This is a genomic window from Agathobaculum hominis (assembly GCF_014288055.1).
In the GTDB taxonomy this organism is placed as follows: Bacteria; Bacillota; Clostridia; order Oscillospirales; family Butyricicoccaceae; genus Agathobaculum; species Agathobaculum hominis.
This window is the reverse complement of record NZ_JACOPK010000002.1, coordinates 72,306-94,643: the sequence shown is the minus strand read 5'-3', so window position 1 is coordinate 94,643 and position 22,338 is coordinate 72,306. Positions and strand designations below refer to the sequence as shown.

Sequence of the window (22,338 nt, the reverse complement as noted above, 5' to 3'; positions counted from 1 at the left end):
TGCGTTTGCACAGCAAACGCTTTTGAATGCGCGCTGCCGTGCGGCTGCTGTTTTGCGTAAAAATAAATTGTATCGACAAACTGAGACCGAAGCGTAAACGCTTCGGTCTTTTCGTTTTTCCGCTGTTTATTTTTTCTTATGGTTTTCCCGGCCGACGCGGCAGCAGTCGAGCGTTTCGCTGCCGAAGGCAGCCTTGTTCTGGCTCGCCATGCGGTTCAGCCAGTTCGACCACGCCTGTTTCAGTTTTTTGAACAGCATATCGGATACCTTCCCTGTTTATATTCCTACCAATATTATAGGCTTTCTCCCGTATGTTGTCAAGAATCACCGCCGCTCAGTCCAGCTCGGCGTAAACGCCGTAGATATAGCCTTCGGCCGCCGCCTGCTCGTCGGTCAGCACTTCGCCGGTAAGGCTCGGACCGGACGCTTCGCTCTTGTATTCGACGGCGAGTTTTCCGGTGTGGAGCGTCATGGACTGCATCTGCTCCGAGCCGTCGGTGAATGTGACCGTAACGTTCAGCTTCGCGCCCTCAAAGCCGTCCACCGACTTATGCCACGAGTCCTGAAGGTCGTCGTCCTCGCTCTCCTGCCGGCTGGGCAGCCACAGACCGTAGCTGACGTCCGGGTTGTACTCGTCGGTGAAGCCGTTGTCCAGCTTCCAGCACAGGTCGGCGTACATCTGCTCTGCGCCCTCAAAGCCGTTACCCCAGACCATCACGGTATCCGCGCCGTCGAGTTCAGGGTTCGTGCCCTGATGCATCGTGCGCACCCATTCATCGCGATCAGCCGAGGTATCCTTAACGGTCTTTGTGCGGTAGACCGCGCCCCTGTCGATGGTCGCGGAGACGGTTTTGATGTGCTCGCCCGTCACCTTGAACAGGCAGCCGGAGAAAAATCCCTTGTCCGGGTCGTCTGCGCCGCTGCCGCAGTCGAACACGATCCTGCTGTCCTTCGGCTGACGCATCTCGCCCGTATCGGCAGCATATGCCACCAGACCGAACGTGTGCGCGATGTCCGTCACGGGATCGCTTCCGGTCTGTCTGCTGTGCAGGGCCGCGCCGCCGAGTACGACCGCAAATGCGCACGCTGCCGCGAGCAGCCGCTTCATGCCGCCCCTCATGCTGCGGACCGGCTGCCGCGCTCTGCCTTTTTCCTCACGCACCGCCGCGCGAGTCCGCGCCTTCAGCTCGTCCGGCGCCTTGATATTCTTCATTTCGTCCCACATGTTCATCATTCAGCTCTCCTTCCAGTTCGGTTTGCAGTTTTTTGCGTGCGCGATGCAGCCTTGTCCGTACCGTCGCCGGACGGCAGTTCACGATTTCCGCGATTTCGTCCGTGCCGTAGCCCTCGACATAGTGCAGCCACACGGCGGTACGCAGATCGGCCGGCAGCGCTTCGACCGCCTGCCAGAGCGCGCCCTTCTCCTCGCTCAGCGGCGCGGCGGCATCCGCGGCGGCTTCCAGAGGCGCGGTGCGCTTCCACCACGCCGAGCGCCGCAGATCAACGCAGCAGTGCAGCGTCACGCGCAGCAGCCATGCCTTGAGATGTTCACCGTCGCGAAACGCCGTCGTATCGCGCAGCAGACGCAGAAAAACATCCTGATAAACGTCCTCCGCATCCGCGCGGGAGCCGAGGCGGCAGAGCGCGAGCCGGTACACGGCGTCGCCGTATCGCTCCATCGCATCCTCCAGGAATGCGTCCTCGCGCAATTCATCTGACATGTCTCTCATCCTCCTTTCACTCATAACACGGCTTTTCCCCCGGAAATGTTCCCATATTCCCATATTTTCCGGCAAATATCCAGTATTTGTGCTTTACTTACATTTTACATCTTTTTAATTTGTGCTTAATATACAAAAACCAAGTGATTTTCTTTGATTATATTAAACAAAATTCGAATTGCATTTTTATATAAAATGACTATAATAATACTCGTCAAGGGAAACCGGACAAAATTAAAAAGAATTCATTGAAACGGAGGTCAACCCCTTATGAAGAACACTCGTGGTTATTTTGAGACGCTTGCAGCGATGCTTACCAATGGTTATCGTGTAGATTCTGCGCTGATGGGCCGTGACCGTGAGGAAGCGTTCTACAACCGCTTCGCCCGTTAATCTGCTTATATCTCTCATTATTTTTTCTTTCTTTACTCTTTTTACCTACTCTTTGTGGAAAAGGCCGTCTGTGAATACAGGCGGCCTTTTTCCGTGCCTGCGGGCTTTCTTCCAGGGGGGACGCTGTCCCCCCTGGATACGTTTCCGGTTCCGGAGAAACCGGAAACGACACCCCCTCTCGTCCGCACAAGGTGAATTGCCCTGAAAGGGCAAGAGAAGGTGCCCTGGGGTGCGGCGGACGAGGTCGCGCCGACGCGGCGCGAGCAGAGGAATAAAAGTCCGGCAGAGTTGGACTTTTATAGGGAATTTTATGCGGCGCACTGCGGTGCGCCTGTCCTGCCTGTTCCGGCTTCGCCGGAATGCGACAGAAAACTGCGCCCTTTGGGCGCAAAAAGGCACGCCGACGGCGTGCCTTTTTCTCTTACTCTTTTACTCTTTTTCCTTGTCTGCGCTTATTCCCCGGCGAAAAGCTCGCGCGTCTGGCGGACATTTTCGTCGATCGCGTTCTTGAGCGCCTCGACCGACTCAAACTGCATCTCCGGGCGCAGGAACTTATGCAGCTCGACATGGATCATCCTGCCGTACAGGTCGCCCGAAAAGTCGAGCAGATGCGGTTCGATGGTCGGCGCGCCGCCGTCCAGAAACGTCGGCTTGACGCCGATATTGGTCGCGGCGATATAGCTTTTTCCGTCCACGAGCACGCGCGTCGCGTACACGCCGTAGGGCGGCAGCGCCATTTCAGCTGGCAGGCGCAGATTGACCGTCGGTACGCCGAGCACGCTCGTGCCGACGCGGCGGCCATGCTCCACGATACCCGTCACGGTGTACGGATGGCCGAGGAACTTCGCCGCGCCCTCCATGTCGCCCTGCGCGATCAGCTGGCGGATATAGGTCGAGGAGACGACGATGCCGTCTACCTTGACGTCCTCGATGCAGTCGTAGCCGATACCGGCCTTCTCGCACTCGACCGCCATGCCCTCGGCGTTGCCCTGACCCTTGTAGCCAAAGCGGTTGTTGCGGCCGGAGATGATCCAGCCGGCATGGAACTGCCCGATGAGCAGTTTGTGAATGAAATCGCGCCAGTCCATATGCTGCATCCGCTCATCAAAATGGCCGAAGATCACCTCGTCCACGCCGCCAAGCTGCTTGATCTCCTCGCGGCGGTAGGCGTTCGCGGTCAGCAGCGGCACCTGACGGCCCATGACGACCGAGTCCGGATGCACGTCGAACGTGAACACGGCGCTCGTGCCGCCGATCTGCTTCGCGCGCTCGACCGCCTTCTGCATGAGCGCACGATGACCCAGATGCACGCCGTCAAAATATCCGAGCGCGATCGCACGGGGTTTTGTAACTTCTATCATCGGGCTATCCCCCTGAAATTATCGAAAGTTTTTATAGACAAACAGACCCAGACCGCCCTTGTCGAGCTCGCGGACCTGACCGAGCATGAGGAAGCGTCCCTCATGGTACACACGGCACAGCGTGCCTGCGGTTTCGGGCAGGCTGTCTGTCTGCCGCGGAAAGACGACTGCGCCGCGCGCGATGCGCTCCGCGCCCTCAGCGGTGAGCGCGACGGCCGGACAGTCGGTGAACAGGCTGTCGGTCGGCAGCAGGAGCTGCTGCATCGTGCCGTCGGCCATCGCCCGCTCGCAGTCCTCGAAGCTGCGGCAGCGGTCGAGCGGATACGCGCCCGAGCGCGTGCGCACCAGACTGTGCAGCACGGCGAGCGTGCCGAGCTTTTCACCGAGGTCGTTCACGAGCGTGCGCACATAGGTGCCCTTGCTGACTACACAGCGCAACGTGCCCTTCTGGGCGTTCTCGTCGAAGTCCAGCAGCTCCATTTCATGCACGATGATGTCGCGCGCCGGGCGTTCGACCTCCCTGCCCTTGCGTGCAAGGTCGTACAGCTTCTGGCCGTTGACCTTTACCGCGGAGTACATCGGCGGGATCTGCTGCTGCGGTCCGACAAAGCCGCGCACCGCACGCTTCACCGCATATTCCGCCGCGATCCGGTCGCCGGTCTGCACGATCTCGCCGGTCACATCCTGCGTATCCGTGCAATAGCCGAGCGTAAAGCCCGCGACGTACTCCTTGTCCTGCGCTGCGGCGAAATCCGCCGCCTTGGTCGCGCCGCCGATGAACACCGGCAGAACGCCGGTCGCGAGCGGATCGAGCGTGCCGCCGTGACCGATTTTCCTCGTGTGCAGGATGCCGCGCAGCTTGGCCACCACATCATGCGAGGTGAAGCCCTGCGGCTTGTCCATCAGCAGGATACCCGAAAGCTCAGTCTGCTGCATGGAACTGCTCCTTCGCTACGCGCAGCATCTCGGCCTTCGCCTCGTCCATGCCGCAGGTGAAGCTCGCGCCTGCCGCACGGACATGGCCGCCGCCGCCGACCCGTTTGCAGATCGCGGAGGCATCCATTTCCTTGGTCGTGCGCACGGAAACGCGAACGGTTCCGTCCGCCTTTTCGGTCATCGTAATGCCGATCTGCACGCCCTCGATCTGCCGCGTGAGCGAAGCGATCGAGTCCAGATCGTCCATATCCGCGCCGACTCGGTCGATGTCCTTCCGCCAGAGCACCGCGACCGCGATCGCGCCGTCCTCGTGAAACTCCATCGTGTCGAATACGATGCGCTCCATCTCGAAGCGCGGACGCGACTTGGTCTCGAACAGCGCGCGGTTGATCTCGCCGCCGTCGATGCCGGCGGTCAGGCACGCCGCCGCGACCGCATGGGTGTGCGCGGTCGTGTTCGAGAACTTGAAGCAGCCGGTATCGGTCGAGACGCCGACATAAATGCACTCCGCGATCTCGCGCGTCAGTCTGCATCCGAGCGCCGTCAGCACATCGTACAGCACCTCCGCGCATGCGCCCGCATCCGCACGGATGAGGTTTTTCGCGCCGAAGCCTTCGTTCGAGCCGTGGTGGTCGATGACCAGATCCACCCTGCCCTTATACTGCTCCGCCGTATCGGGGAACAGCTTTTCCTCTGCAATATCGGTCGAAACGATATACCGAGGGTTAAAATCATCCGGAGGATAACAGTCGGTAATCATCGGCGCATAGCGTCTTGTAATCTCCGGATTCTCCAGAATATACGCCCGCTTGCCGATCTGGCGCAGACCGCGGCACAGAGCGCCGGCGCAGCCTGCGGTATCGCCGTCCGGGCGGCGGTGGGTCAGGATGAGAATATCGTCATGCGCCTGCAAAGCGGCAGCCGCTTCAGCAACGTGAACGATCATTCCTCGTCCTCCCCTCCGAGCTTCCCTTCGTTTTTCAGTTCATGCAGCATTTCCGAGATGTGCGCACCGCGCGTGATCGACTCGTCGAGCTCGAACACCAGCTCGGGCGCGTAGCGCAGCTGGACCTTGTGGCCGACCTCGCGGCGCAGCCATCCGGCCGCAGACTTGAGGCCCTTCATGACGTCCTTCGCCTGCTGCTCGCTGCCGAGCACGGAGATATAGCACTTTGCATAGCGCAGATCGTTGGTCACATCGCAGTGCACGACCGAAACCATCGCGTTCTGCACGCGCGGGTCCTTGACCGACCGCAGCGCCTCCGCCAGCGCCTTCATCACTTCTTCGGAAATACGATCAATTCGAGTAGACATAATAAATCAAACCTCCCTCTTGAGGATTGGTTAATTCTTGCTAAAAGGAAATGCGCAAAGCGCATTTTCAGGCACGCGCCGCAGCGCGTGATTCAATTCCCCATAAAAGTCCAGCTCCGCCGGACTTTTATACCACTGCCCGCGCCGCGGCGGCGCGGCCTCGAATGTATTCATTCGAGAGGGGGTTATCGTTTCCGGTTTCCCTTGGGAACCGGAAACGTATCTAAGGGGGACAGCGTCCCCCTTAGAAAAGCAGTTTACTGCTTTACTTCCTCCATCACGAAGCACTCAATGATATCGCCTTCCTTGATATCATTGTAGTTCTCGATGCTCATGCCGCACTCGTATGCAGCAGCGACTTCCTTGACGTCGTCCTTGAAGCGCTTGAGGGTGTTGAGATGACCCTCATGGAATACGATGCCGTCGCGGACAACGCGGACCTCAGCGTTGCGCTGGATCTTGCCGTCCTGAACGTAGCAGCCTGCTACCGCGCCTGCGCCGGTGATCTTGAACACCTGACGAACCTCTGCGTGACCGAGCACGACTTCCTTGAACTTCGGCTCGAGCATGCCCTTCATCGCCTGCTCCATCTCCTCGATGGCATCATAGATGACGCGGTACATGCGCATGTCAACGCCCTGCTGTGCAGCGGATTCGGTCGCGGTGCGGTCCGGACGAACGTTGAAGCCAACGATGATCGCGCCCGAAGCGGCGGCGAGCATAACGTCGGATTCGTTGATCGCGCCGACAGCGCCGTGAATGACGCGGACGCGAACCTCATCGTTCGACAGCTTCTCGAGCGAGGAGCGAACCGCCTCGACCGAGCCCTGTACGTCGGCCTTGACGATGATGTTCAGCTCCTTCATCTCGCCCTGCTGGATGGAATCGAACAGGTTGTCGAGCGTTACCTTGTGGAACAGCTTGTTGCGCTCTTCCTTCTCCTTGTCCTTGCGCTGCTCGACCAGCTCGCGCGCCATCTTCTCGTCGTCTACGGCGTCGAAGATGTCGCCTGCGCCCGGGACCTCGGCCAGACCGATGATCTCGACCGGAACGGACGGGCCTGCGGACTCGATCTTCTTGCCATCGTCGTTGGTCATCGCGCGGACGCGGCCGACAGAGGTGCCCGCGATAACGGTATCGCCTGCGTGCAGGGTGCCGTTCTGAACGAGCAGGGTAGCGACCGGGCCGCGGCCCTTGTCGAGCTTGGCCTCGATGACAGTGCCGTGCGCCTTGCGGTTCGGATTTGCCTTGAGGTCAGCCATCTCTGCGGTCAGCAGAACCATTTCGAGCAGGTTGTCGATGCCCTGACCGAACTTCGCGGAGATATTGCAGACGATGGTGTCGCCGCCCCACTCCTCCGGTACGAGTTCGTACTCGGTCAGCTGCTGGAGCACGCGGTCCGGATTTGCCGCCGGCTTGTCGATCTTGTTGACCGCAACGATGATCGGAACGCCTGCCGCCTTGGCATGGTTGATCGCCTCGATGGTCTGCGGCATGATGCCGTCGTCGGCTGCTACGACCAGGATCGCAATGTCGGTGACCTGTGCGCCGCGTGCACGCATGGAGGTGAACGCCGCATGGCCCGGGGTGTCGAGGAAGGTGATCGGCTTGTCGTTGATCTTGACGCGGTATGCGCCGATGTGCTGCGTAATGCCGCCGGCCTCGTCTGCGGTGACCTTGGTCTTGCGGATCGCGTCGAGCAGAGAGGTCTTGCCGTGGTCAACGTGACCCATAACGACAACGACCGGATCGCGGGGCTGAAGCTCCTCTGCCTTATCCTCGTGCTCGTCGAACAGCTGCTCCTCGATGGTAACGTGAACTTCCTTCTCGACCTTGCAGCCCATTTCCTCCGCAACGATCGCTGCGGTATCGTAGTCGATGACCTCGGAGATGGACGCCATGACGCCGAGCTTGATGAGGCCCTTGATAACGTCCGCTGCGGTGCGCTTCATGCGGGAAGCGAGCTCGCCGACCGAGATCTCGTCCGGGATCATGACCTTGACCGGGATCTTCTTGAGCGCTGCCATCTGCTGCTGACGCTGCAGACGGCGCATCTTCTCCTGCTCCTCCTGACGGCGCTTGTTGCCGAACGGCTTGGAGCGCTGATCGGACTTCTTGGTGAGCTTCTGCTTCTTGGGGCCCTTGGACTCCATGCGCTCCGCCTTTGCGTCGACCAGCTTATCGACATGGTCGTCGTACTTTGCAAGGTTTACGTCGCCGGTGCCGCGCGTATCGATGCGGTGCACCTGCTTGACCTTGGAGGAAGCCGGAGTCTGCGCCGGCGCCTTCTCGGCCGGCTTCTCCTCCTGCTTCGCGGCAGGCTGCTCCTTGCGCTCGGACTGCTGTGCGCCGAGCAGGCTTTCCATGTTCTTGACCTGATGATGCTGGGTCATATATTCAAAAATAACCGACAGATCGGCATCGTCGAGCACCTGCATATGGTTCTTCGGCTCGGTGCGATACTTGGTCAGAATTTCCGTGATCTCCCTGGTGGATACGCCGAAGTCCTTTGCGACCTCGTGTACCCGGTATTTATTGTCTAATGCCATGGGCAATACCTCCAATTTATTTCGCTCGAAACCACGCTTTCGAGCGAGCATAGGCTGTGCCGCGCAAGGCGCGGACAAATCCTTGGCGCAGTTCTGCGCGTCGCTTCGCGGCACACAGAACCGCTTTCCTGTATAAAAACCGTGATACATGCTCCCGGTTTTTATGAGCCTGCACGGCAGGCTCTATTGAATGCGCGCTTTCGCGCGTTCGTTACGTTTTGTTGCGGAAGCTGCGCTTTTCGCCTGTAAAATGCGGTTTCCGTGCGCTGTCGCGACGGAAGGGGCGCTCGCCATCCTTACGGTACGGGCGCTTTTCGCCGTCCGCCCTGTAGAAGGGGCGCTCACTGTCCTTACGGTACGGGCGCTTCTCGCCATCCGCCTTGCGGAAGGGGCGCTCGCCGTCCTTGCGGTACGGACGCTTTTCGCCGTCCGCCCTACGGAAAGGGCGCTCGCCGTCCTTACGGCACGGGCGCTTTTCGCCGTCCGCCCTGCGGAAGGGGCGCTCACTGTCCTTGCGGTACGGGCGTTTTTCGCCGTCCGCCTTGCGGAAGGGGCGCTCGCCGTCCTTGCGGTACGGGCGCTTTTCGCCGTCCGCCTTGCGGAAGGGGCGCTCGCCGTCCTTACGGTACGGGCGCTTTTCACCGTCCGCCCTGCGGAAGGGACGCTTCTCCGCCGGTTTCGGGCGGCTTTCCTCACGTTTTTCCGGTTCATCCGGCTTTTCCGTCTCGGTTTCCGCCTTGTTCTTCTGCTTTTTGATGCCCTTGCGGGACTGGATGCGTGCATTCTTCTCGCTGAGGAGCTTTGCGGTCTCCGCATACTCCTCGTGCTCGCTCGCCAGCTTTTCAACCGCGGACGAGGCGAGTCCGATATCCGTCACGGCAACGATCGCGCAGCCGGACTTGCCGACCGCCGTGCCGAGTTCGATCTTGCCGTGGGGCAGTTGCACGCAGGGAACATTCGCCTTCTCGGCGTAGAACGCACCCTTTTTCGCCGTGCTCGCGCCGGCGTCGCCTGCGAGGAACACGCATCTTGCCTTGTGGGCAAAGCACACCTCGCGCACCAGCTCATCGCCGTAGGCGAGCTTGCCTGCGCGGCGTGCAAGGCCGAGCATTCTCAGTACAGGATCATTCGCCATGTGCGCCCTCCTGTTCCATCTGCTGCTCGAGCTGGTCATAGACCGTTTCGGGCACGGTGACGCTGAGCGCGCGCTCGATCGCGCGGCTCTTGCGTGCCTTCTTGAGGCATTCCGGCCTGCCGCACAGATACGCGCCGCGGCCGGGTGCCTTTCCCTTGAAATCGAGCGCAATCTCACCCTCGGGCGAGCGCACAACGCGGATCAGCTCCCTTTTCGGGAACATTTCACGGCAGCCAAGGCACTGCCGCATGGGAATCTTCTTTTGTACCATATTCTGCCGCACCTCCGCCTGCTTATTCAGCCTGCGGCTCGGTCTGCGGCTCCTCGACCGGCTCCGCCTCCGGCTCAGCCTGTGCCTGAGACTGCGGCGCAATGTCGATCTTGCAGCCGGTCAGCTTGGCAGCGAGACGGGCGTTCTGACCCTCCTTGCCGATCGCAAGGGACAGCTGATCGTCCGGAACGATGACGCGGCAGGACTTGCCGTCTGCCTGCATGGAAGCGGAGATAACGTCCGCCGGTGCGAGTGCTGCGGATACGAAGGTTGCCATATCCTCGTTCCACTTGATGATGTCGATCTTCTCGCCGTTCAGCTCTGTGGTGATGTTGGAAACACGCGCGCCGCGGGTACCGACGCAGGCGCCGATCGGATCAACGTTCTCGTCGTGCGAGGTAACGGCGATCTTGGTGCGGTTGCCTGCCTCACGAGCGATGGACTTGACCTCGACCACGCCGGAATGGATCTCCGGTACCTCGAGCTCGAACAGGCGCTTGACCAGACCCGGATGGGTGCGGGAAACGATGACCTGCACACCGCGCGTGCCGCGGCGAACCTCGATGAGGTAAACCTTGACATGCTGACCCTCGACGAGCGTCTCGCCGCGGACCTGCTCGGAAGCCGCAAGGATGGCCTCGCTCTTCTCGCCGCCGGAAACAACGTCCAGATAAGCGCTGCCGCTGCGCGGATCGATGCGGGCGACCGTAGCGTTCAGGATCTCGTGCTCCTTGCTCTCGAACTCGGAGATGACCATGCCGCGCTCCGCCTCGCGGATGCCCTGAATGATGACCTGCTTTGCGGTCTGGGCAGCGATGCGGCCGAACGACTTGGTCGGGATGTCGATGTCGATGATGTCGCCGACCTGCGGATTTACCTTGTAGTCAGCAGCCTCCTCGAGGGTGATCTCCTCGTAAGGCTCATAAAGGTCCTCGGTGCGGACGACCGTCTTGCGCACGTACATGCGGATGGTCTTTTCCTCGCGGTTCGGCTCGACGTAAACGTTGTCAGTCATGCCGTCGTTGTCGCGCTTGTAAGCGGTGATGAGTGCCTGACCTACGCGGTCGAGCATGTAGTCCACCGGGATGCCCTTCTCTTTTTCGAGCTGTTCCAGGGCGTCAAAAAATTCTGCGTTCACCATTTTTTCCAATCCAACTCCTTTTTATATCTCGACCGCGAGACGAACCGCGGCAATGTCCTTCGACTCAAATACGATGCGCTCCCCGCCGACGTCGAGCGTTACCGCGCCGTCGTCGTAGCCTGCGAGCGTGCCCTCGATCTGCTTTGCGCCGTTCAGCGCCTTGTACAGACCGACCTCGACCGTCTGTCCCATGAAGGCCTCGAAATGCTCGGGGCGCTTGAGGCGGCGGGCAAGTCCCGCCGAGGAAACGCACAGCGTGTAGGACGGCATATCGTCAAATTCCTTTGCGTCCAGCATGGGGTCAAGCGCGCGGGAGACCTTCTCACACTGGTCGATATTCACGCCCTCCGGGTGGTCCACGGTGACGGTCAGCATATACTGTCCGCCCTCTTTTTCAAATTCTACATCCCACAGAGAAACGCCGGCCTGTTCGCACAGGGGTCTGACCAGCTCTTCCACGCGGGCGACGATCTGCTTTGCCTGCAAAGCCGTCCCTCCTTCGGTTATCGAAAAATTTTGTATAAGCAAAACGTAAGGAGTGGCACTTGGCCACTCCCTACGGTTACTTTCATTCTTACATTGATAGTATATCACGTATCCCGCGCTATTGCAAGCTTTTTCAAAAGAAAAGCATGGATTTCCGCCGTTAAAATGCACAAAATCGGACATGCAGGCGGCGAAAACGTGTCTGCGTGATATTTTTGACCGGTCACTTCGGGTCGGTTACGATCTTGATCTTGGCCGTAACAGCCTTTGCTGTAGTGAATGTGATGCTGTAATCACCGGAATTCGGAGCCGTCATGCGTGCGGACTGTTCCTCGGTGAGCGTGCCGGCGATGCTGTCCCCCTCGGAGGAGCGGAGTGCACAGGTGAACTCCGCGCCGTTCGGCGTGGTATCCATGGCTTTTACTTCGACAACGGTTCCCTTCGTAAGAGCAGGCGCCCACGCTTTCAGCGTTACGGAACCGCCCGCCGGAATCGTCACCACATACTCGTTCGAAGCGCCCTTCACCTGCTCGTTCTCGGCCGGAAGTCCTTCTCCGATTGTGATTTTGATTTTTGCCGTTACGGCTTTCACCGCATGGAAAGTAACTCTGTAATTACCATCCGTCGTGGCCTCTATTCGTCTTGTCTGCTCTTCGGCAAGGCCGTAGGTAAAACCGCCGCCGCCGGAGGACTGGAGCGAAAACGTCAGATTTTCGCCAGACGGCGTGGTATCCATGGCCTTTACGGCGATGAATGTTCCCTTTTTGATAGCGGGAGCCCATTCAGACAGCGCCACGGTGCTGTTCGCCGGAATTACCACCACGTACTCGTTCATGACGCTTCCCGGCTGGGACGGCTGTGTGTTATCCGCCGGGAGAATATTCTTTCCGGTATCGTCATATTCCTCAGACGTCTGAAACGGCCGAAACTCTCCCTCGGCTGCCGGTGCATCTGCCGCTGCGGCGAACATGCCGCCAAAACAGAGTACAGCAAGCAGTACGCTGAGTATCTTTTTGAATAACGTTTTCATGTTTGTCCCTCCTCACTGATCGCATTAAGGTCTACTGCCTCCAATTTTAGTATAACAGATTATGGTTTGCAGTCAATTCTCAGAATATCAAATTTTTCCCATGCCCAATTGTACAGATTGCCTTACAAATATTGATTTCACGTTGTCTTTTTATCGTTTTTGTTCTGATTGCCTTTATTTTCCTGTTGTGGGCAAAAGAAAAAGGTTATCCAATAAGCACGCTACTGGATAACCTTTTTGAAAATCATTTTTTCCCGAGCCTGCGCTCAGGTCGAGTCGTCAGTATTCCGTCAGGAATTACTTAACCAGCTCGATGATTGCCATCTCTGCGCAGTCGCCGCGGCGGGGACCGATCTTTACGATGCGGGTGTAGCCACCGTTACGGTTAGCGTACTCCGGAGCGATCTCAGAGAACAGCTTAGCAACAACTGCTTCCTTGGTGACGTAAGCCATAGCCTGACGACGGGAAGCCAGAGTGTTCTTCTTGCCGAGGGTAATCATCTTCTCGGTCATCGGGCCTACTTCCTTAGCGCGAGCGAGGGTGGTCTCAACCTTGCCGTTCTCCAGCAGGTAGGTTACCAGCGCACGCAGCATAGCCTTACGATGGTCAGTAGGACGGCCGAGCTTGCGATTGTTAGCCATTCGTGTTTACCTCCAAATTAAAGTAAAAGCGGCGGCGCGGTAAAACGTACCGCCGCGTCAGTTCAGTTACAGTGCCTCACGGCACACAGTTTGTCCGTTTTCGGTAATCAGGCAGTTTCACTTGCAGCTTCTGACGAAGCTGTGGGCGAAAGTACGAAGATTACTCCTCAGACTTTGCAAGATGCAGGCCCATAGCCTCCAGCTTGCCGATGACCTCTTCCAGGGACTTGCGGCCCAGGTTACGAACCTTCATCATGTCCTCCTCAGAGGTGTTGATGAGATCCTCAACCGTGTTGATGCCTGCGCGCTTGAGGCAGTTGAAGGAACGAACGGAGAAGTCCAGCTCCTCGATCGTCATTTCAAGCACCTTATCGTGCTGCGCTTCAGCCTTTTCAACAACGGTGGACTTGGAGCCGATCTCCTCGGACAGGTCTACGAACAGATCGAGGTGGTCGCGGAGAACCTTTGCGCCGAGCGATACAGCGTCGCGGGCGGTGATGGTTCCGTCGGTCCAGATCTCGAGCGTCAGCTTATCATAGTCGGTCAGATCGCGGACACGGGTGTTTTCAACCGTGTAGTTGACCTTGTAGACCGGCGTGTAGATCGAATCCACCGGAATGACGCCGATGGAGGTCTGATGCTGCTTGTTCTTCTCGGCCGGAACGTAGCCGCGGCCGGAAGTCATCGTAATCTCCATGGACAGGCGAGCATCGCTCATCAGGGTAGCGATGTGCAGGTCAGGATTCAGGATCTCGACCTCACCGTCCGCGTGGATGTCACCGGCCTTGACCTCGCCCTCGCCGGCAGCCTCGATGTAGACCGTCTTGGGGCCGTCGCAGTGCAGCTTGGCAATGATGCCCTTGATGTTCAGCACGATCTCGGTGACGTCTTCCTTAACGCCCGGGATGGTGGAGAACTCGTGCTGCACGCCTGCAATCTTGATGCTGGACGCTGCCGTACCCGGCAGAGAGGACAGCAGAATGCGGCGCAGGGAGTTGCCCAGCGTGGTGCCATATCCGCGCTCCAGCGGCTCTACGACGAACTTGCCGTAGGAGCCGTCCTCGGCGAGCTGCTCACAGTCAATACGCGGTTTTTCGATTTCGATCATGTGGTACCCTCCTTCACGTTGGTTGGAAACTCTAAGCGGAACAGACGCAGCAGACGCCACGCCCGTTCCAAAAGCGAGGGTCTATTATTTCGAGTACAGCTCGACGATGAGGTGCTCAGCAACTTCGTAGTCGATGTCGTCGCGTGCCGGCATTGCTACAACCTTGCCCTCGAAAGCATCGTTAGCCTTCTCGATCCACTTCGGGCAAGCCTTCTTGCCGTTTTCCTCGAGCAGAGACTTGAACTTGGTGGTGGTGCGGGACTTCTCGCAGACTGCAACTACGTCGCCCGGCTTAACCTGGAAGGACGGGATGTTGACGCGCTTGCCGTTTACGGTGAAGTGGCCGTGGTTAACGAGCTGACGAGCTTCGCGGCGGGTGTTTGCAAAACCCATGCGGAAAACTACGTTGTCGAGACGGCGCTCGAGCTCCTGGAGCAGGATCTCACCGGTGATGCCCTGCTTGCGCTCAGCCTTCTCGTAGTAGTGATGGAACTGCTTCTCGAGAACGCCGTAGATAAACTTTACCTTCTGCTTCTCGTTGAGCTGCATGCCGTACTCAGACTGCTTGCGGCGAGTCTGCTTGGGCTGGCGCTTGGTAGACTTGGAGTAACCAAGTACCGCCGGGGAAAGACCAAGCGTCTTGCAACGCTTGAGAACGGGCTGGGTATTCTTAGCCATTTATTGGTTTCCTCCTTCTATTATACGCGACGACGCTTCGGCGGGCGGCAGCCGTTGTGCGGGATCGGGGTTACGTCCTTGATCATGGTAACCTCGAGGCCAGCGGCCTGCAGTGCACGGATAGCAGCCTCACGGCCGGAACCCGGGCCCTTAACATATACTTCTACGGTCTTCAGGCCGTGCTCCATGGCAGCAGCGGCAGCGGTCTCAGCCGCGGTCTGAGCTGCGAACGGAGTGGACTTACGAGAACCACGGAAGCCCATCTCGCCGGAGGAAGCCCAGGAAATAGCGTTGCCGTTCAGGTCGGTAATCGTAACGATCGTGTTGTTGAAAGAGGAACGGATGTGAGCCGCGCCCTTCTCGATATTCTTGCGCTCGCGGCGACGAGTACGGGTCGCTGCGCCCTTCTTCTGTACCTTAGCCATTTATACGTTCCCCTCCTTACTTCTTCTTGTTCGCAATGGTCTTCTTCGGGCCCTTGCGGGTGCGTGCATTGGTCTTGGTGCGCTGACCGCGAACCGGCAGGCCGCGGCGATGACGCAGGCCGCGATAGCAGCCGATCTCGACCAGACGCTTGATGTTCAGGCCGATCTCACGGCGCAGGTCACCCTCGACGTTGTAGTCGCGCTCGATGACTTCACGCAGCTTAGCAGCCTCTTCTTCGGTCAGGTCCTTGACGCGGGTATCCGGATTGATACCGGTCTTAGCAAGGATTTCGTTGGACGTCTTGCGGCCAATGCCGAAGACGTAGGTCAGGCCGATCTCCACGCGCTTCTCGCGGGGAAGGTCAACACCGGCAATACGTGCCATACTATTATAACCTCCATAGTTACACACTGAGGCGTGTTTGCAAACACAGTATAGGGACCGCCTCCGCCCCTGCAGCGTCGCGCTCGCCGCGCGTGCTTGTCGTGTTCGCGTAAACCATGATCCGCGCCCCTGGGCGCGCATTTTATGAGGCGATTAACTTAATCGCCATAAAAAGTCCAGCTCTGCCGGACTTTTTATTCCTCGACTCAGCCGCCTCGGGCGGCGTCATTTCGGTTTCGAAAATCAGTTTCTACTGGAACTGATTTTCGTATATAGGGACTTTTTGAAAGTCCCTATAAAGCACCGAAGGTGCTTCTTAGCCCTGCTTCTGCTTGTGCTTCGGGTTCTGGCAGATAACCATTACACGGCCCTTGCGGCGAATGATCTTGCACTTCTCGCAGATCGGCTTTACAGACGGTCTTACCTTCATGTTTGTTTTACCTCCATCAAGAATTTATGGTGGGATGGGACACCGGGGAGACCCCGGCGACCACTGGCGCGCAGGTCACATGCGTACCTCCGCCCGCTTTTATCACTTGGAACGCCAGGTGATACGACCGCGGGTCAGGTCGTAAGGCGACATCTGTACGGTGACCTTGTCGCCCGGAAGAATGCGGATAAAGTTCATGCGGAGCTTGCCGGAAATATGGGCCAGAATTTTATGGCCGTTCGGCAGCTCTACCTGAAACATAGCGTTCGGCAGCGCCTCTACGACGGTGCCTTCCAGCTCGATCACATCATCTTTTGCCATTGTTCGTTTCCCCTCCTCGGTCAAATGTTGTCCTCGTCCCCTGTCCAGAGGGCGAGTGCCTTGCGGATTTCACTGTTTGTCAGCCGGCCGCCCTCCTCGAGCTTGAGCCGGGTCCGCTCATCGCACGCCCCCTGTCGGGAAACGTGCTTTTCGCGTTTGCGCTTCGGGTTTTCCGCCCGCCGCGCGCGTCCGTTCGCCAGCAGGAGGAAATCCCCCTCCTCCGCGACGACCAGCATGAGCTGTCCTCTGTCCCTTCCGGTCAGAGAGAGCACGATGTCGGATAATCGGGCGCGAGACATCACAGTACCTCGCCGTCGATGCTTGTCAGGATCTCCGGCTCGCCATCCGTGATGGCAATGGTGTTTTCATAGTGGGCGGAAAGTTTACCGTCCCGGGTCTTGACGGTCCAGCCGTCGGGCAGGACCTTGACCGTGTAAACACCCACATTGACCATCGGCTCAACCGCGATGACCATGCCGCTCTGCAGGCGGATGCCATGGCCGGGTTTGCCGTAGTTCGGGACCTCAGGGCTTTCATGCAGGTTTTCACCTACACCGTGACCGACGTAGTCGCGCACGACCGAGAAGCCGTTCGCCTCGACGTATGCCTGAACGGCAGCGCCGATGTCGGAAACACGATAGCCCACACGGGCAAATTTAATGCCTTCAAAGAAACTCTGGCGCGTGACTGCGATCAGCTTTTTCGCCTCGTCGCTTACCTCTCCGCAGGGGATGGTAGCGGCGCAGTCACCGTGGTAGCCGCCGATGTAGGCGCCGACATCCACCTTGACGATATCTCCCTCGCGGACGATATGCGTCTTGGACGGAATGCCGTGGATGACCTCATCGTTGATGGACACACACGCACTGCCCGGAAAACCGCCGTAACCAAGGAAGGAAGGCTTTGCGCCTGCGTCCTCGATGGTCTTGCGGACGATCCGGTCGATTTCTTCGGTAGTAACACCCGGATGAACCGCGTCAGCCGCCGCCTTGCGCGCGAGCGCAGTGATTCGGCCGGCGACGCGCATCCGTTCGAGTTCTTTTTCTGATTTAATGTGAATCATAATTACAGACCCAATGCCTCAACCGCAAATTTCTCAGTTTCATGGATGCCCTTAGTACCGTCGATGCTCTTGAGCTTGCCCTGAGCATCGTAGTAGCCCTTGAGGGGCTCAGTCTGCTCGTGGTAGGTCTCCAGGCGGTGACGAACGACGTCAGCCTGGTCATCGCTGCGGATAACGAGCTTGTCGCCGCAGATATCGCAGACATCAGCCACGCGCGGCGGATTTGCCTCGACGTGGTAGGTTGCACCGCAGCGCAGGCAGACACGACGGCCGGTCATGCGCTTCTCGATGACCTCGTTCGGTACCTCGAGAGCCAGAGCACAGTCGATCTTTGCGATCTCGTCGAGTGCCTCAGCCTGCGGGATCGTGCGCGGAAAGCCGTCAAGGATGAAGCCGCTCTTGCAGTCGCGCTTTGCGATGCGCTCCTTGAGCAGGTCGATGACGAGCTGGTCCGGTACGAGCTTGCCGGCGTCCATGTACTCCTTAGCCGACTGGCCAAGGGGCGTATTGTTCTTGATTGCCTCGCGCAGAATGTTGCCGGTCGAGATGCTCGGAACACCCATCTTTTCGATCAGGTAGGACGCGAGCGTACCCTTGCCGGCGCCCGGTGCGCCAAGAAGAATCAAATTCACTTAAAATCAGCCTCCAGATTTATTCCAAAAAGCCCTTGTGATGACGCATGAGCATCTGCGCCTCCATCTGCTTGACCGTGTCAAGCGCAACACCGACGACGATGATGACCGAGGTGCCGCCCAGAGCCACATTGGAGAGGTTCGTGGAGATCGCACCGACGATCAGCGGTACCAGAGCGACGATGCCGAGGAATACGGCGCCGACGAAGGTAACCTTGCCGAGCGCCTTGGTGATGAAGTCGCTGGTCGGCTTGCCGGGGCGGAAGCCCGGGATGAAGCCGCCGTTCTTCTTCAGGTTGTTGGCGATCTCGATCGGGTTAAACTGGATGGATGCATAGAAATATGCGAAAGCGAGGATCAGCAGCGCGTACAGAACGATGTAGACCACACTTCTCTGCGAGAACAGATTGAGGATGTGGGCACCGACCGTACCAGCCTCCGGCTGCCAGAACATCGAAACGGTCTGCGGCAGCGCGAGGATGGAGGACGCAAAGATGATCGGCATAACGCCGGAAGCGTTGACCTTGATCGGCAGATGGGTGGACTGACCACCGTACATCTTGCGGCCGACAACGCGCTTTGCGTACTGCACCGGGATGCGGCGCTCTGCATTGGACATGAATACAATGAACACTACGATGAAGATACCGATAATGATCATCAGGATTGCGGAAACGATGCCGCTCGTGCCGGTCTGGAACAGGTTGCCCAGCGTGCGCATGAGCGACGGACCGCGGGATACGATACCTGCGAACAGGATGATCGAGATGCCGTTGCCGATACCCTTCTGGGTGATGTGCTCACCCATCCACATAATCAGCGCGGTGCCTGCGGTGAAGGTCATAATGATCGTAACGGCCGCCAGAACGCCCTTGTCAGAAAGGAAGCCCTGGTTGCGCAGCAGAGCGTAGTAGGACAGACCCTGCAGCAGGCCGAGCAGAACGCCGACGTAGCGGGTCCAGCTTGCGATCTTCTTGCGGCCCTCCTCGCCGCCGTCCTTTACCATGCGCTCGAGAGCGGGGATGGCGACGGTCAGCAGCTGAAGGATAATGGACGCATTGATATACGGAGTAATGCTCATGGCGAAGATCGTCGCACGCGACAGACCGCCGCCGGAGAACATATCCAGATAACCGAGCATCGAACCGTTGGTGCTTGCCTGCTCAAAATACTGAGCAAGCAGCTGGGTGTCGATGAACGGAACCGGAATGCACGAACCGAAGCGGAAGATCAGGATGATAAACAGAGTATACAGGATCTTCTTGCGCAGTTCGGGCATAGCCCAGGCGTTTTTAAGGGTTTGAAACACCTTAAATCACCTCGGCCTTTCCGCCTGCGGCTTCGATCTTCTCCTTTGCGGACGCAGAGAATGCTGCTGCCTTGACAGTCAGCTTCTTGGTGAGCGCGCCGTTACCGAGGATCTTGATGCCGTCGAGAGCATTCTTAACGATGCCGGCATTGCAGAGGATCTCTGCAGTTACCTCAGCGCCGTCTTCAAACTTCTCAAGAGCGGAAACATTGACCGGTGCGTAAGTGGTGCCGAAAATATTGTGGAAACCACGCTTCGGCAGACGGCGTGCCAGAGGCATCTGACCGCCTTCAAAACCCGGACGGACACCGCCGCCGGAACGGGCCCACTGGCCCTTGTGACCGCGGCCTGCGGTCTTGCCATTGCCGGAACCGGCGCCACGGCCCTTGCGGTATGCCGGCTTGGTTGCGCCTGCGGCGGGCGTTAATTCATGCAGCTTCATGGGTTACGCCTCCTCTACAACTTCGAGCAGGTAGCCGATCTGCTGGAGCTTGCCGCGGGTCTGCGCGTTGTCCGGCTGAACGGTTACGTCGTTAATCTTCTTAAGCCCCAAAGAATGAGCGGTCGCAATGTGCTTCTCCAAGCGGCCGACCAGGCTCTTTTTCAGGGTAATCTTCATGTTAGCCATTATAAGTTACCCCTTTCTTACAGTTCTTCTACAGCCTTGCCGCGTACAGCAGCAACCTGTGCAGCGCTGCGCATGCTCTTCAGACCCTGCATCGTTGCGGAAACGACGTTCTGCGGGTTGTTGGAGCGCAGGCACTTGGTGCGGATATCCTTGATGCCGGCAGCCTCTACGATTGCACGGACTGCACCGCCGGCAATAACGCCGGTACCGGGAGCAGCAGGCTTGAGCAGGACACGGCCTGCACCGAACTCGCCGATGATCTCGTGCGGGATAGTGGTGCCCTTCATGGAAATCTTAACGAGGTTCTTCTTGGCGTCCTCGATGCCCTTGCGGATTGCGTCCGGAACCTCGGCAGCCTTGCCGGTGCCGAAGCCAACGGTACCCTTGCCGTCGCCTACAACAACCAGCGCGGAGAACTTCATCACGCGGCCGCCCTTAACGGTCTTGGATACACGGTTGAGCGCTACGACGGTCTCGGAGTACTCGTCCTCACGCTTATCGTTTCTGTTAAACTGAGCCATGTTTTACCTCCTCCCCGACTTAAAACTGCAGGCCGCCCTCGCGGGCGCCATCTGCGAGCTCCTTCACGCGGCCGTGGTACACATAGCCGCCGCGATCGAATACGACGTTCTCAATGCCCTTAGCCTTGCAGCGCTCAGCAACGAGCTGGCCAATCTTCTTGGCTGCTTCCTTGTTGCCGCCGTACTCGGTGAAGTCCTTCTCAGCAGTCGAGGCGGATACCAGGGTAACACCGGCGACGTCGTCGATGACCTGTGCATAGATGTTCTTTGCGGAACGGAATACGTCCAGACGCGGACGATCAGCCGTACCGTTGATCTTAGCGCGTACGCGCTTGTGGCGCTGCAGACGCGCCTTGTTGGAGTCCTTCTTCGAAACCATTTACTTACGCCTCTCCTTTCCTTACTTCTTCTTAGCGCCGGTCTTGCCTTCCTTGCGGCGGACAAACTCGTCAGCGTAGCGAATGCCCTTGCCCTTGTAGGGTTCCGGCGGACGCTTCTCGCGGACTTCCGCTGCAAACTGGCCGACCTTCTGCTTGTCAGGACCGGAGATGACGATCGTGTTCGGATTCGGAACGTCGATCGTGATGCCCTCGACCTCGCTCATGGTAACCTGATGCGAGTAACCGAGGTTCATAACCAGATCCTTGCCCTGCTTTGCTACACGGTAGCCTACGCCCTGTACGCTCAGCTCCTTCTTGAAGCCTTCGGTAACGCCTACGACCATGTTGTGGATCAGGCTGCGGGTCAGGCCGTGCAGTGCACGGTTGTGCTTGTCGTCGTTCGGACGAGTGACGAGGATTTCGTTGCCCTCCACCGCGATGTTCATGTTCGGATGGAATTCGCGGGTAAGGGTTGCCTTAGCGCCCTTTACGGTAACAACGTTGCCGTCAATCTTGACTTCAACGCCGGCCGGAATGGCAATCGGCATTCTACCAATTCGAGACATTGTTTATACCTCCCTTACCAAACGAATGCGAGAACTTCGCCGCCGACGTTCAGCTCGCGAGCCTTCTTGTCGGTCATGACGCCTCTCGACGTAGAAACGATGGCAATACCAAGGCCGCGGAGTACCTTCGGGAGCTCCTGTGCGCCGGCGTATACACGCAGGCCCGGCTTCGATACACGCTTGATGCCGGTGATAGCCTTCTGACGGCCGTCAACGTACTTCAGAGCGATACGGATAATGCCCTGGGTGTTGCCCTCTACAACGTCGAAGGACTTGATGTAGCCTTCGTCAAGCAGGATCTGGGCAATAGCCTTCTTCATTTTGGATGCGGGTACATCCACGCTGGCATGACGAGCATTGCCGGCGTTGCGGATACGGGTCAGCATATCCGCGATGGGATCAGTGATCTGCATAAATGCTCTCCTTTACAAGAAGTTTGGGGGTAGTGCAGCAATCGAGCGCCGGTGGGTTAATCCGGTTCTGATTTGTCTGTTTGCCTCCCACTTTTCTTTACACTGCTCGTGGCCCTTCCACGGACAGCGGCTATGGGGATAAAAATACGCTGGCCTGAACGAACCAGACCAGCGTTTATTATAACACAGCAAAGCATTGACTACAATCGGGAAAAGTGCTGATTTTGCGTCTTTTTTCACGTTGTTTGCAGTCAAATCGCTAAGATACAGGTTATAACGGCAGGTCGGCCGTTTTTGGCCGCTCCAGAAACCACGCCGTATGAAACGGTTGATGGCTAATGGGCGTGGCGACGATTTTCGCCGCTCAGTACGCTTGATGCGCACTGTTATTAGTATACACTATCCCAGGCGTATCGCGCAAGTCTTTTTTTGAAAAAAAACCAAAAAATTTTAAGGAAGGCTCGCTTCGTATTTCCCGGTTGTCTTTCGCCTCCGGCAAA

The 22,338-nt window shown here is 58.2% G+C and carries 32 protein-coding genes; 1 reads left to right on the top strand and 31 read right to left on the bottom strand.

The window, feature by feature from the left end:
- Positions 1 to 126: 126 nt before the first annotated feature.
- From H8S02_RS12660 to H8S02_RS02315, 3 genes are all read right to left on the bottom strand, one after another.
- The gene (locus H8S02_RS12660) at positions 127 to 258 is read right to left on the bottom strand and encodes an LDCC motif putative metal-binding protein (RefSeq protein WP_279287261.1); all 132 of its coding nucleotides are present in this window, start codon (positions 256 to 258) and stop codon (positions 127 to 129) included.
- A gap of 76 nt (positions 259 to 334) precedes the next feature.
- Entirely contained in the window at positions 335 to 1,234 is a 900-nt protein-coding gene (locus tag H8S02_RS02320; RefSeq protein ID WP_186969104.1) for a hypothetical protein, read from the bottom strand.
- Positions 1,155 to 1,721 (bottom strand): RNA polymerase sigma factor, encoded by a 567-nt coding sequence (locus H8S02_RS02315; protein ID WP_186969102.1) that lies wholly within the window; start codon positions 1,719 to 1,721, stop codon positions 1,155 to 1,157. Before H8S02_RS02315 ends, H8S02_RS02320 begins: the two co-directional genes overlap by 80 nt.
- A gap of 270 nt (positions 1,722 to 1,991) precedes the next feature.
- Here H8S02_RS02315 and H8S02_RS12655 point away from each other — a divergent pair, with 270 nt between their 5' ends.
- Complete coding sequence (locus tag H8S02_RS12655) at positions 1,992 to 2,114, top strand: hypothetical protein (RefSeq protein WP_279220456.1); 123 nt, start codon at positions 1,992 to 1,994, stop codon at positions 2,112 to 2,114.
- A gap of 452 nt (positions 2,115 to 2,566) precedes the next feature.
- Here H8S02_RS12655 and ribF read toward each other — a convergent pair whose 3' ends face one another.
- The 28 genes from ribF to rpsH all read right to left on the bottom strand — a co-directional run bounded on the left by ribF (position 2,567) and on the right by rpsH (position 21,838).
- Complete coding sequence (gene ribF, locus H8S02_RS02310; RefSeq protein WP_186969101.1) at positions 2,567 to 3,475, bottom strand: riboflavin biosynthesis protein RibF; 909 nt, start codon at positions 3,473 to 3,475, stop codon at positions 2,567 to 2,569.
- Between the two features lie 18 nt (positions 3,476 to 3,493).
- Positions 3,494 to 4,411: a tRNA pseudouridine(55) synthase TruB gene (truB, locus tag H8S02_RS02305; RefSeq protein WP_118684249.1), complete on the bottom strand. Its 918-nt coding sequence runs from the start codon at positions 4,409 to 4,411 to the stop codon at positions 3,494 to 3,496.
- Complete coding sequence (locus H8S02_RS02300; RefSeq protein WP_186969099.1) at positions 4,398 to 5,357, bottom strand: DHH family phosphoesterase; 960 nt, start codon at positions 5,355 to 5,357, stop codon at positions 4,398 to 4,400. Before H8S02_RS02300 ends, truB begins: the two co-directional genes overlap by 14 nt.
- Positions 5,354 to 5,725, bottom strand: coding sequence for a 30S ribosome-binding factor RbfA (gene rbfA / locus H8S02_RS02295; protein WP_186969097.1), 372 nt, complete (start codon positions 5,723 to 5,725; stop codon positions 5,354 to 5,356). The genes H8S02_RS02300 and rbfA overlap by 4 nt, the downstream gene beginning before the upstream one ends.
- Positions 5,726 to 5,755: 30 nt before the next feature.
- Positions 5,756 to 5,899: a hypothetical protein gene (locus H8S02_RS02290; RefSeq protein WP_186969095.1), complete on the bottom strand. Its 144-nt coding sequence runs from the start codon at positions 5,897 to 5,899 to the stop codon at positions 5,756 to 5,758.
- Positions 5,900 to 5,982: 83 nt separating this feature from the next.
- Positions 5,983 to 8,274 carry a translation initiation factor IF-2 gene (gene infB / locus H8S02_RS02285; protein ID WP_186969093.1) on the bottom strand — a complete coding sequence of 764 codons (2,292 nt, stop codon included), beginning with the start codon at positions 8,272 to 8,274 and terminating at the stop codon, positions 5,983 to 5,985.
- 211 nt (positions 8,275 to 8,485) lie between these two features.
- Positions 8,486 to 9,409: a ribosomal L7Ae/L30e/S12e/Gadd45 family protein gene (locus H8S02_RS02280; protein WP_186969091.1), complete on the bottom strand. Its 924-nt coding sequence runs from the start codon at positions 9,407 to 9,409 to the stop codon at positions 8,486 to 8,488.
- Positions 9,399 to 9,680, bottom strand: coding sequence for an RNase P modulator RnpM (gene rnpM / locus H8S02_RS02275; protein ID WP_186969089.1), 282 nt, complete (start codon positions 9,678 to 9,680; stop codon positions 9,399 to 9,401). The genes H8S02_RS02280 and rnpM overlap by 11 nt, the downstream gene beginning before the upstream one ends.
- Positions 9,681 to 9,702: 22 nt before the next feature.
- The gene (gene nusA, locus H8S02_RS02270; protein WP_186969317.1) at positions 9,703 to 10,821 is read right to left on the bottom strand and encodes a transcription termination factor NusA; all 1,119 of its coding nucleotides are present in this window, start codon (positions 10,819 to 10,821) and stop codon (positions 9,703 to 9,705) included.
- A 21-nt stretch (positions 10,822 to 10,842) separates the two neighbouring features.
- Positions 10,843 to 11,307, bottom strand: a complete 465-nt coding sequence (locus H8S02_RS02265) for a ribosome maturation factor RimP (protein ID WP_243166379.1) — start codon at positions 11,305 to 11,307, stop codon at positions 10,843 to 10,845.
- Positions 11,308 to 11,530: 223 nt separating this feature from the next.
- On the bottom strand, positions 11,531 to 12,337 hold the full coding sequence (locus H8S02_RS02260) for a hypothetical protein (protein WP_186969086.1): 807 nt from the start codon (positions 12,335 to 12,337) through the stop codon (positions 11,531 to 11,533).
- Between the two features lie 297 nt (positions 12,338 to 12,634).
- Positions 12,635 to 12,979, bottom strand: coding sequence for a 50S ribosomal protein L17 (gene rplQ / locus H8S02_RS02255; RefSeq protein WP_118684263.1), 345 nt, complete (start codon positions 12,977 to 12,979; stop codon positions 12,635 to 12,637).
- A gap of 160 nt (positions 12,980 to 13,139) precedes the next feature.
- The gene (locus H8S02_RS02250; protein WP_186969084.1) at positions 13,140 to 14,087 is read right to left on the bottom strand and encodes a DNA-directed RNA polymerase subunit alpha; all 948 of its coding nucleotides are present in this window, start codon (positions 14,085 to 14,087) and stop codon (positions 13,140 to 13,142) included.
- A gap of 84 nt (positions 14,088 to 14,171) precedes the next feature.
- A complete protein-coding gene (rpsD, locus tag H8S02_RS02245; protein ID WP_186969083.1) occupies positions 14,172 to 14,765 on the bottom strand; it encodes a 30S ribosomal protein S4 in 594 nt (197 codons plus the stop codon).
- A gap of 20 nt (positions 14,766 to 14,785) precedes the next feature.
- Entirely contained in the window at positions 14,786 to 15,190 is a 405-nt protein-coding gene (gene rpsK / locus H8S02_RS02240) for a 30S ribosomal protein S11 (protein ID WP_031472201.1), read from the bottom strand.
- 16 nt (positions 15,191 to 15,206) lie between these two features.
- The gene (gene rpsM / locus H8S02_RS02235) at positions 15,207 to 15,575 is read right to left on the bottom strand and encodes a 30S ribosomal protein S13 (protein ID WP_031472203.1); all 369 of its coding nucleotides are present in this window, start codon (positions 15,573 to 15,575) and stop codon (positions 15,207 to 15,209) included.
- Between the two features lie 316 nt (positions 15,576 to 15,891).
- Positions 15,892 to 16,005, bottom strand: a complete 114-nt coding sequence (rpmJ, locus tag H8S02_RS02230; protein ID WP_016148768.1) for a 50S ribosomal protein L36 — start codon at positions 16,003 to 16,005, stop codon at positions 15,892 to 15,894.
- 102 nt (positions 16,006 to 16,107) lie between these two features.
- Positions 16,108 to 16,326: a translation initiation factor IF-1 gene (infA, locus tag H8S02_RS02225; RefSeq protein WP_110435387.1), complete on the bottom strand. Its 219-nt coding sequence runs from the start codon at positions 16,324 to 16,326 to the stop codon at positions 16,108 to 16,110.
- Between the two features lie 20 nt (positions 16,327 to 16,346).
- Complete coding sequence (locus H8S02_RS02220) at positions 16,347 to 16,628, bottom strand: KOW domain-containing RNA-binding protein (RefSeq protein ID WP_147358964.1); 282 nt, start codon at positions 16,626 to 16,628, stop codon at positions 16,347 to 16,349.
- On the bottom strand, positions 16,625 to 17,389 hold the full coding sequence (gene map / locus H8S02_RS02215) for a type I methionyl aminopeptidase (protein WP_118684271.1): 765 nt from the start codon (positions 17,387 to 17,389) through the stop codon (positions 16,625 to 16,627). The genes H8S02_RS02220 and map overlap by 4 nt, the downstream gene beginning before the upstream one ends.
- A 2-nt stretch (positions 17,390 to 17,391) precedes the next feature.
- On the bottom strand, positions 17,392 to 18,021 hold the full coding sequence (locus tag H8S02_RS02210; RefSeq protein ID WP_118684273.1) for an adenylate kinase: 630 nt from the start codon (positions 18,019 to 18,021) through the stop codon (positions 17,392 to 17,394).
- Between the two features lie 19 nt (positions 18,022 to 18,040).
- Positions 18,041 to 19,330, bottom strand: a complete 1,290-nt coding sequence (secY, locus tag H8S02_RS02205) for a preprotein translocase subunit SecY (RefSeq protein ID WP_118722500.1) — start codon at positions 19,328 to 19,330, stop codon at positions 18,041 to 18,043.
- Between the two features lies 1 nt (position 19,331).
- The gene (gene rplO, locus H8S02_RS02200; RefSeq protein ID WP_118684277.1) at positions 19,332 to 19,772 is read right to left on the bottom strand and encodes a 50S ribosomal protein L15; all 441 of its coding nucleotides are present in this window, start codon (positions 19,770 to 19,772) and stop codon (positions 19,332 to 19,334) included.
- A 3-nt stretch (positions 19,773 to 19,775) separates the two neighbouring features.
- The gene (gene rpmD, locus H8S02_RS02195; RefSeq protein ID WP_118684279.1) at positions 19,776 to 19,958 is read right to left on the bottom strand and encodes a 50S ribosomal protein L30; all 183 of its coding nucleotides are present in this window, start codon (positions 19,956 to 19,958) and stop codon (positions 19,776 to 19,778) included.
- Positions 19,959 to 19,975: 17 nt separating this feature from the next.
- Positions 19,976 to 20,479 carry a 30S ribosomal protein S5 gene (rpsE, locus tag H8S02_RS02190; RefSeq protein ID WP_118684281.1) on the bottom strand — a complete coding sequence of 168 codons (504 nt, stop codon included), beginning with the start codon at positions 20,477 to 20,479 and terminating at the stop codon, positions 19,976 to 19,978.
- A gap of 19 nt (positions 20,480 to 20,498) precedes the next feature.
- The gene (rplR, locus tag H8S02_RS02185) at positions 20,499 to 20,858 is read right to left on the bottom strand and encodes a 50S ribosomal protein L18 (protein WP_118684283.1); all 360 of its coding nucleotides are present in this window, start codon (positions 20,856 to 20,858) and stop codon (positions 20,499 to 20,501) included.
- Positions 20,859 to 20,879: 21 nt separating this feature from the next.
- Positions 20,880 to 21,425 carry a 50S ribosomal protein L6 gene (rplF, locus tag H8S02_RS02180; protein ID WP_186969080.1) on the bottom strand — a complete coding sequence of 182 codons (546 nt, stop codon included), beginning with the start codon at positions 21,423 to 21,425 and terminating at the stop codon, positions 20,880 to 20,882.
- 14 nt (positions 21,426 to 21,439) lie between these two features.
- The gene (gene rpsH / locus H8S02_RS02175) at positions 21,440 to 21,838 is read right to left on the bottom strand and encodes a 30S ribosomal protein S8 (RefSeq protein WP_186969078.1); all 399 of its coding nucleotides are present in this window, start codon (positions 21,836 to 21,838) and stop codon (positions 21,440 to 21,442) included.
- Between the last annotated feature and the right edge of the window lie 500 nt (positions 21,839 to 22,338).

Coding starts and splice junctions, on each gene's coding strand:
- H8S02_RS12660 (WP_279287261.1), bottom strand. CDS start 258: ATGCTGTTCAAAAAACTGAAACAGGCGTGGTCGAACTGGCTGAACCGC.
- H8S02_RS02320 (WP_186969104.1), bottom strand. CDS start 1,234: ATGATGAACATGTGGGACGAAATGAAGAATATCAAGGCGCCGGACGAG.
- H8S02_RS02315 (WP_186969102.1), bottom strand. CDS start 1,721: ATGTCAGATGAATTGCGCGAGGACGCATTCCTGGAGGATGCGATGGAG.
- H8S02_RS12655 (WP_279220456.1), top strand. CDS start 1,992: ATGAAGAACACTCGTGGTTATTTTGAGACGCTTGCAGCGATGCTTACC.
- ribF (WP_186969101.1), bottom strand. CDS start 3,475: ATGATAGAAGTTACAAAACCCCGTGCGATCGCGCTCGGATATTTTGAC.
- truB (WP_118684249.1), bottom strand. CDS start 4,411: ATGCAGCAGACTGAGCTTTCGGGTATCCTGCTGATGGACAAGCCGCAG.
- H8S02_RS02300 (WP_186969099.1), bottom strand. CDS start 5,357: ATGATCGTTCACGTTGCTGAAGCGGCTGCCGCTTTGCAGGCGCATGAC.
- rbfA (WP_186969097.1), bottom strand. CDS start 5,725: ATGTCTACTCGAATTGATCGTATTTCCGAAGAAGTGATGAAGGCGCTG.
- H8S02_RS02290 (WP_186969095.1), bottom strand. CDS start 5,899: ATGAATACATTCGAGGCCGCGCCGCCGCGGCGCGGGCAGTGGTATAAA.
- infB (WP_186969093.1), bottom strand. CDS start 8,274: ATGGCATTAGACAATAAATACCGGGTACACGAGGTCGCAAAGGACTTC.
- H8S02_RS02280 (WP_186969091.1), bottom strand. CDS start 9,409: ATGGCGAATGATCCTGTACTGAGAATGCTCGGCCTTGCACGCCGCGCA.
- rnpM (WP_186969089.1), bottom strand. CDS start 9,680: ATGGTACAAAAGAAGATTCCCATGCGGCAGTGCCTTGGCTGCCGTGAA.
- nusA (WP_186969317.1), bottom strand. CDS start 10,821: ATGGTGAACGCAGAATTTTTTGACGCCCTGGAACAGCTCGAAAAAGAG.
- H8S02_RS02260 (WP_186969086.1), bottom strand. CDS start 12,337: ATGAAAACGTTATTCAAAAAGATACTCAGCGTACTGCTTGCTGTACTC.
- rplQ (WP_118684263.1), bottom strand. CDS start 12,979: ATGGCTAACAATCGCAAGCTCGGCCGTCCTACTGACCATCGTAAGGCT.
- H8S02_RS02250 (WP_186969084.1), bottom strand. CDS start 14,087: ATGATCGAAATCGAAAAACCGCGTATTGACTGTGAGCAGCTCGCCGAG.
- rpsD (WP_186969083.1), bottom strand. CDS start 14,765: ATGGCTAAGAATACCCAGCCCGTTCTCAAGCGTTGCAAGACGCTTGGT.
- rpsK (WP_031472201.1), bottom strand. CDS start 15,190: ATGGCTAAGGTACAGAAGAAGGGCGCAGCGACCCGTACTCGTCGCCGC.
- rpsM (WP_031472203.1), bottom strand. CDS start 15,575: ATGGCACGTATTGCCGGTGTTGACCTTCCCCGCGAGAAGCGCGTGGAG.
- rpmJ (WP_016148768.1), bottom strand. CDS start 16,005: ATGAAGGTAAGACCGTCTGTAAAGCCGATCTGCGAGAAGTGCAAGATC.
- infA (WP_110435387.1), bottom strand. CDS start 16,326: ATGGCAAAAGATGATGTGATCGAGCTGGAAGGCACCGTCGTAGAGGCG.
- map (WP_118684271.1), bottom strand. CDS start 17,389: ATGATTCACATTAAATCAGAAAAAGAACTCGAACGGATGCGCGTCGCC.
- rplO (WP_118684277.1), bottom strand. CDS start 19,772: ATGAAGCTGCATGAATTAACGCCCGCCGCAGGCGCAACCAAGCCGGCA.
- rpmD (WP_118684279.1), bottom strand. CDS start 19,958: ATGGCTAACATGAAGATTACCCTGAAAAAGAGCCTGGTCGGCCGCTTG.
- rpsE (WP_118684281.1), bottom strand. CDS start 20,479: ATGGCTCAGTTTAACAGAAACGATAAGCGTGAGGACGAGTACTCCGAG.
- rplR (WP_118684283.1), bottom strand. CDS start 20,858: ATGGTTTCGAAGAAGGACTCCAACAAGGCGCGTCTGCAGCGCCACAAG.
- rplF (WP_186969080.1), bottom strand. CDS start 21,425: ATGTCTCGAATTGGTAGAATGCCGATTGCCATTCCGGCCGGCGTTGAA.
- rpsH (WP_186969078.1), bottom strand. CDS start 21,838: ATGCAGATCACTGATCCCATCGCGGATATGCTGACCCGTATCCGCAAC.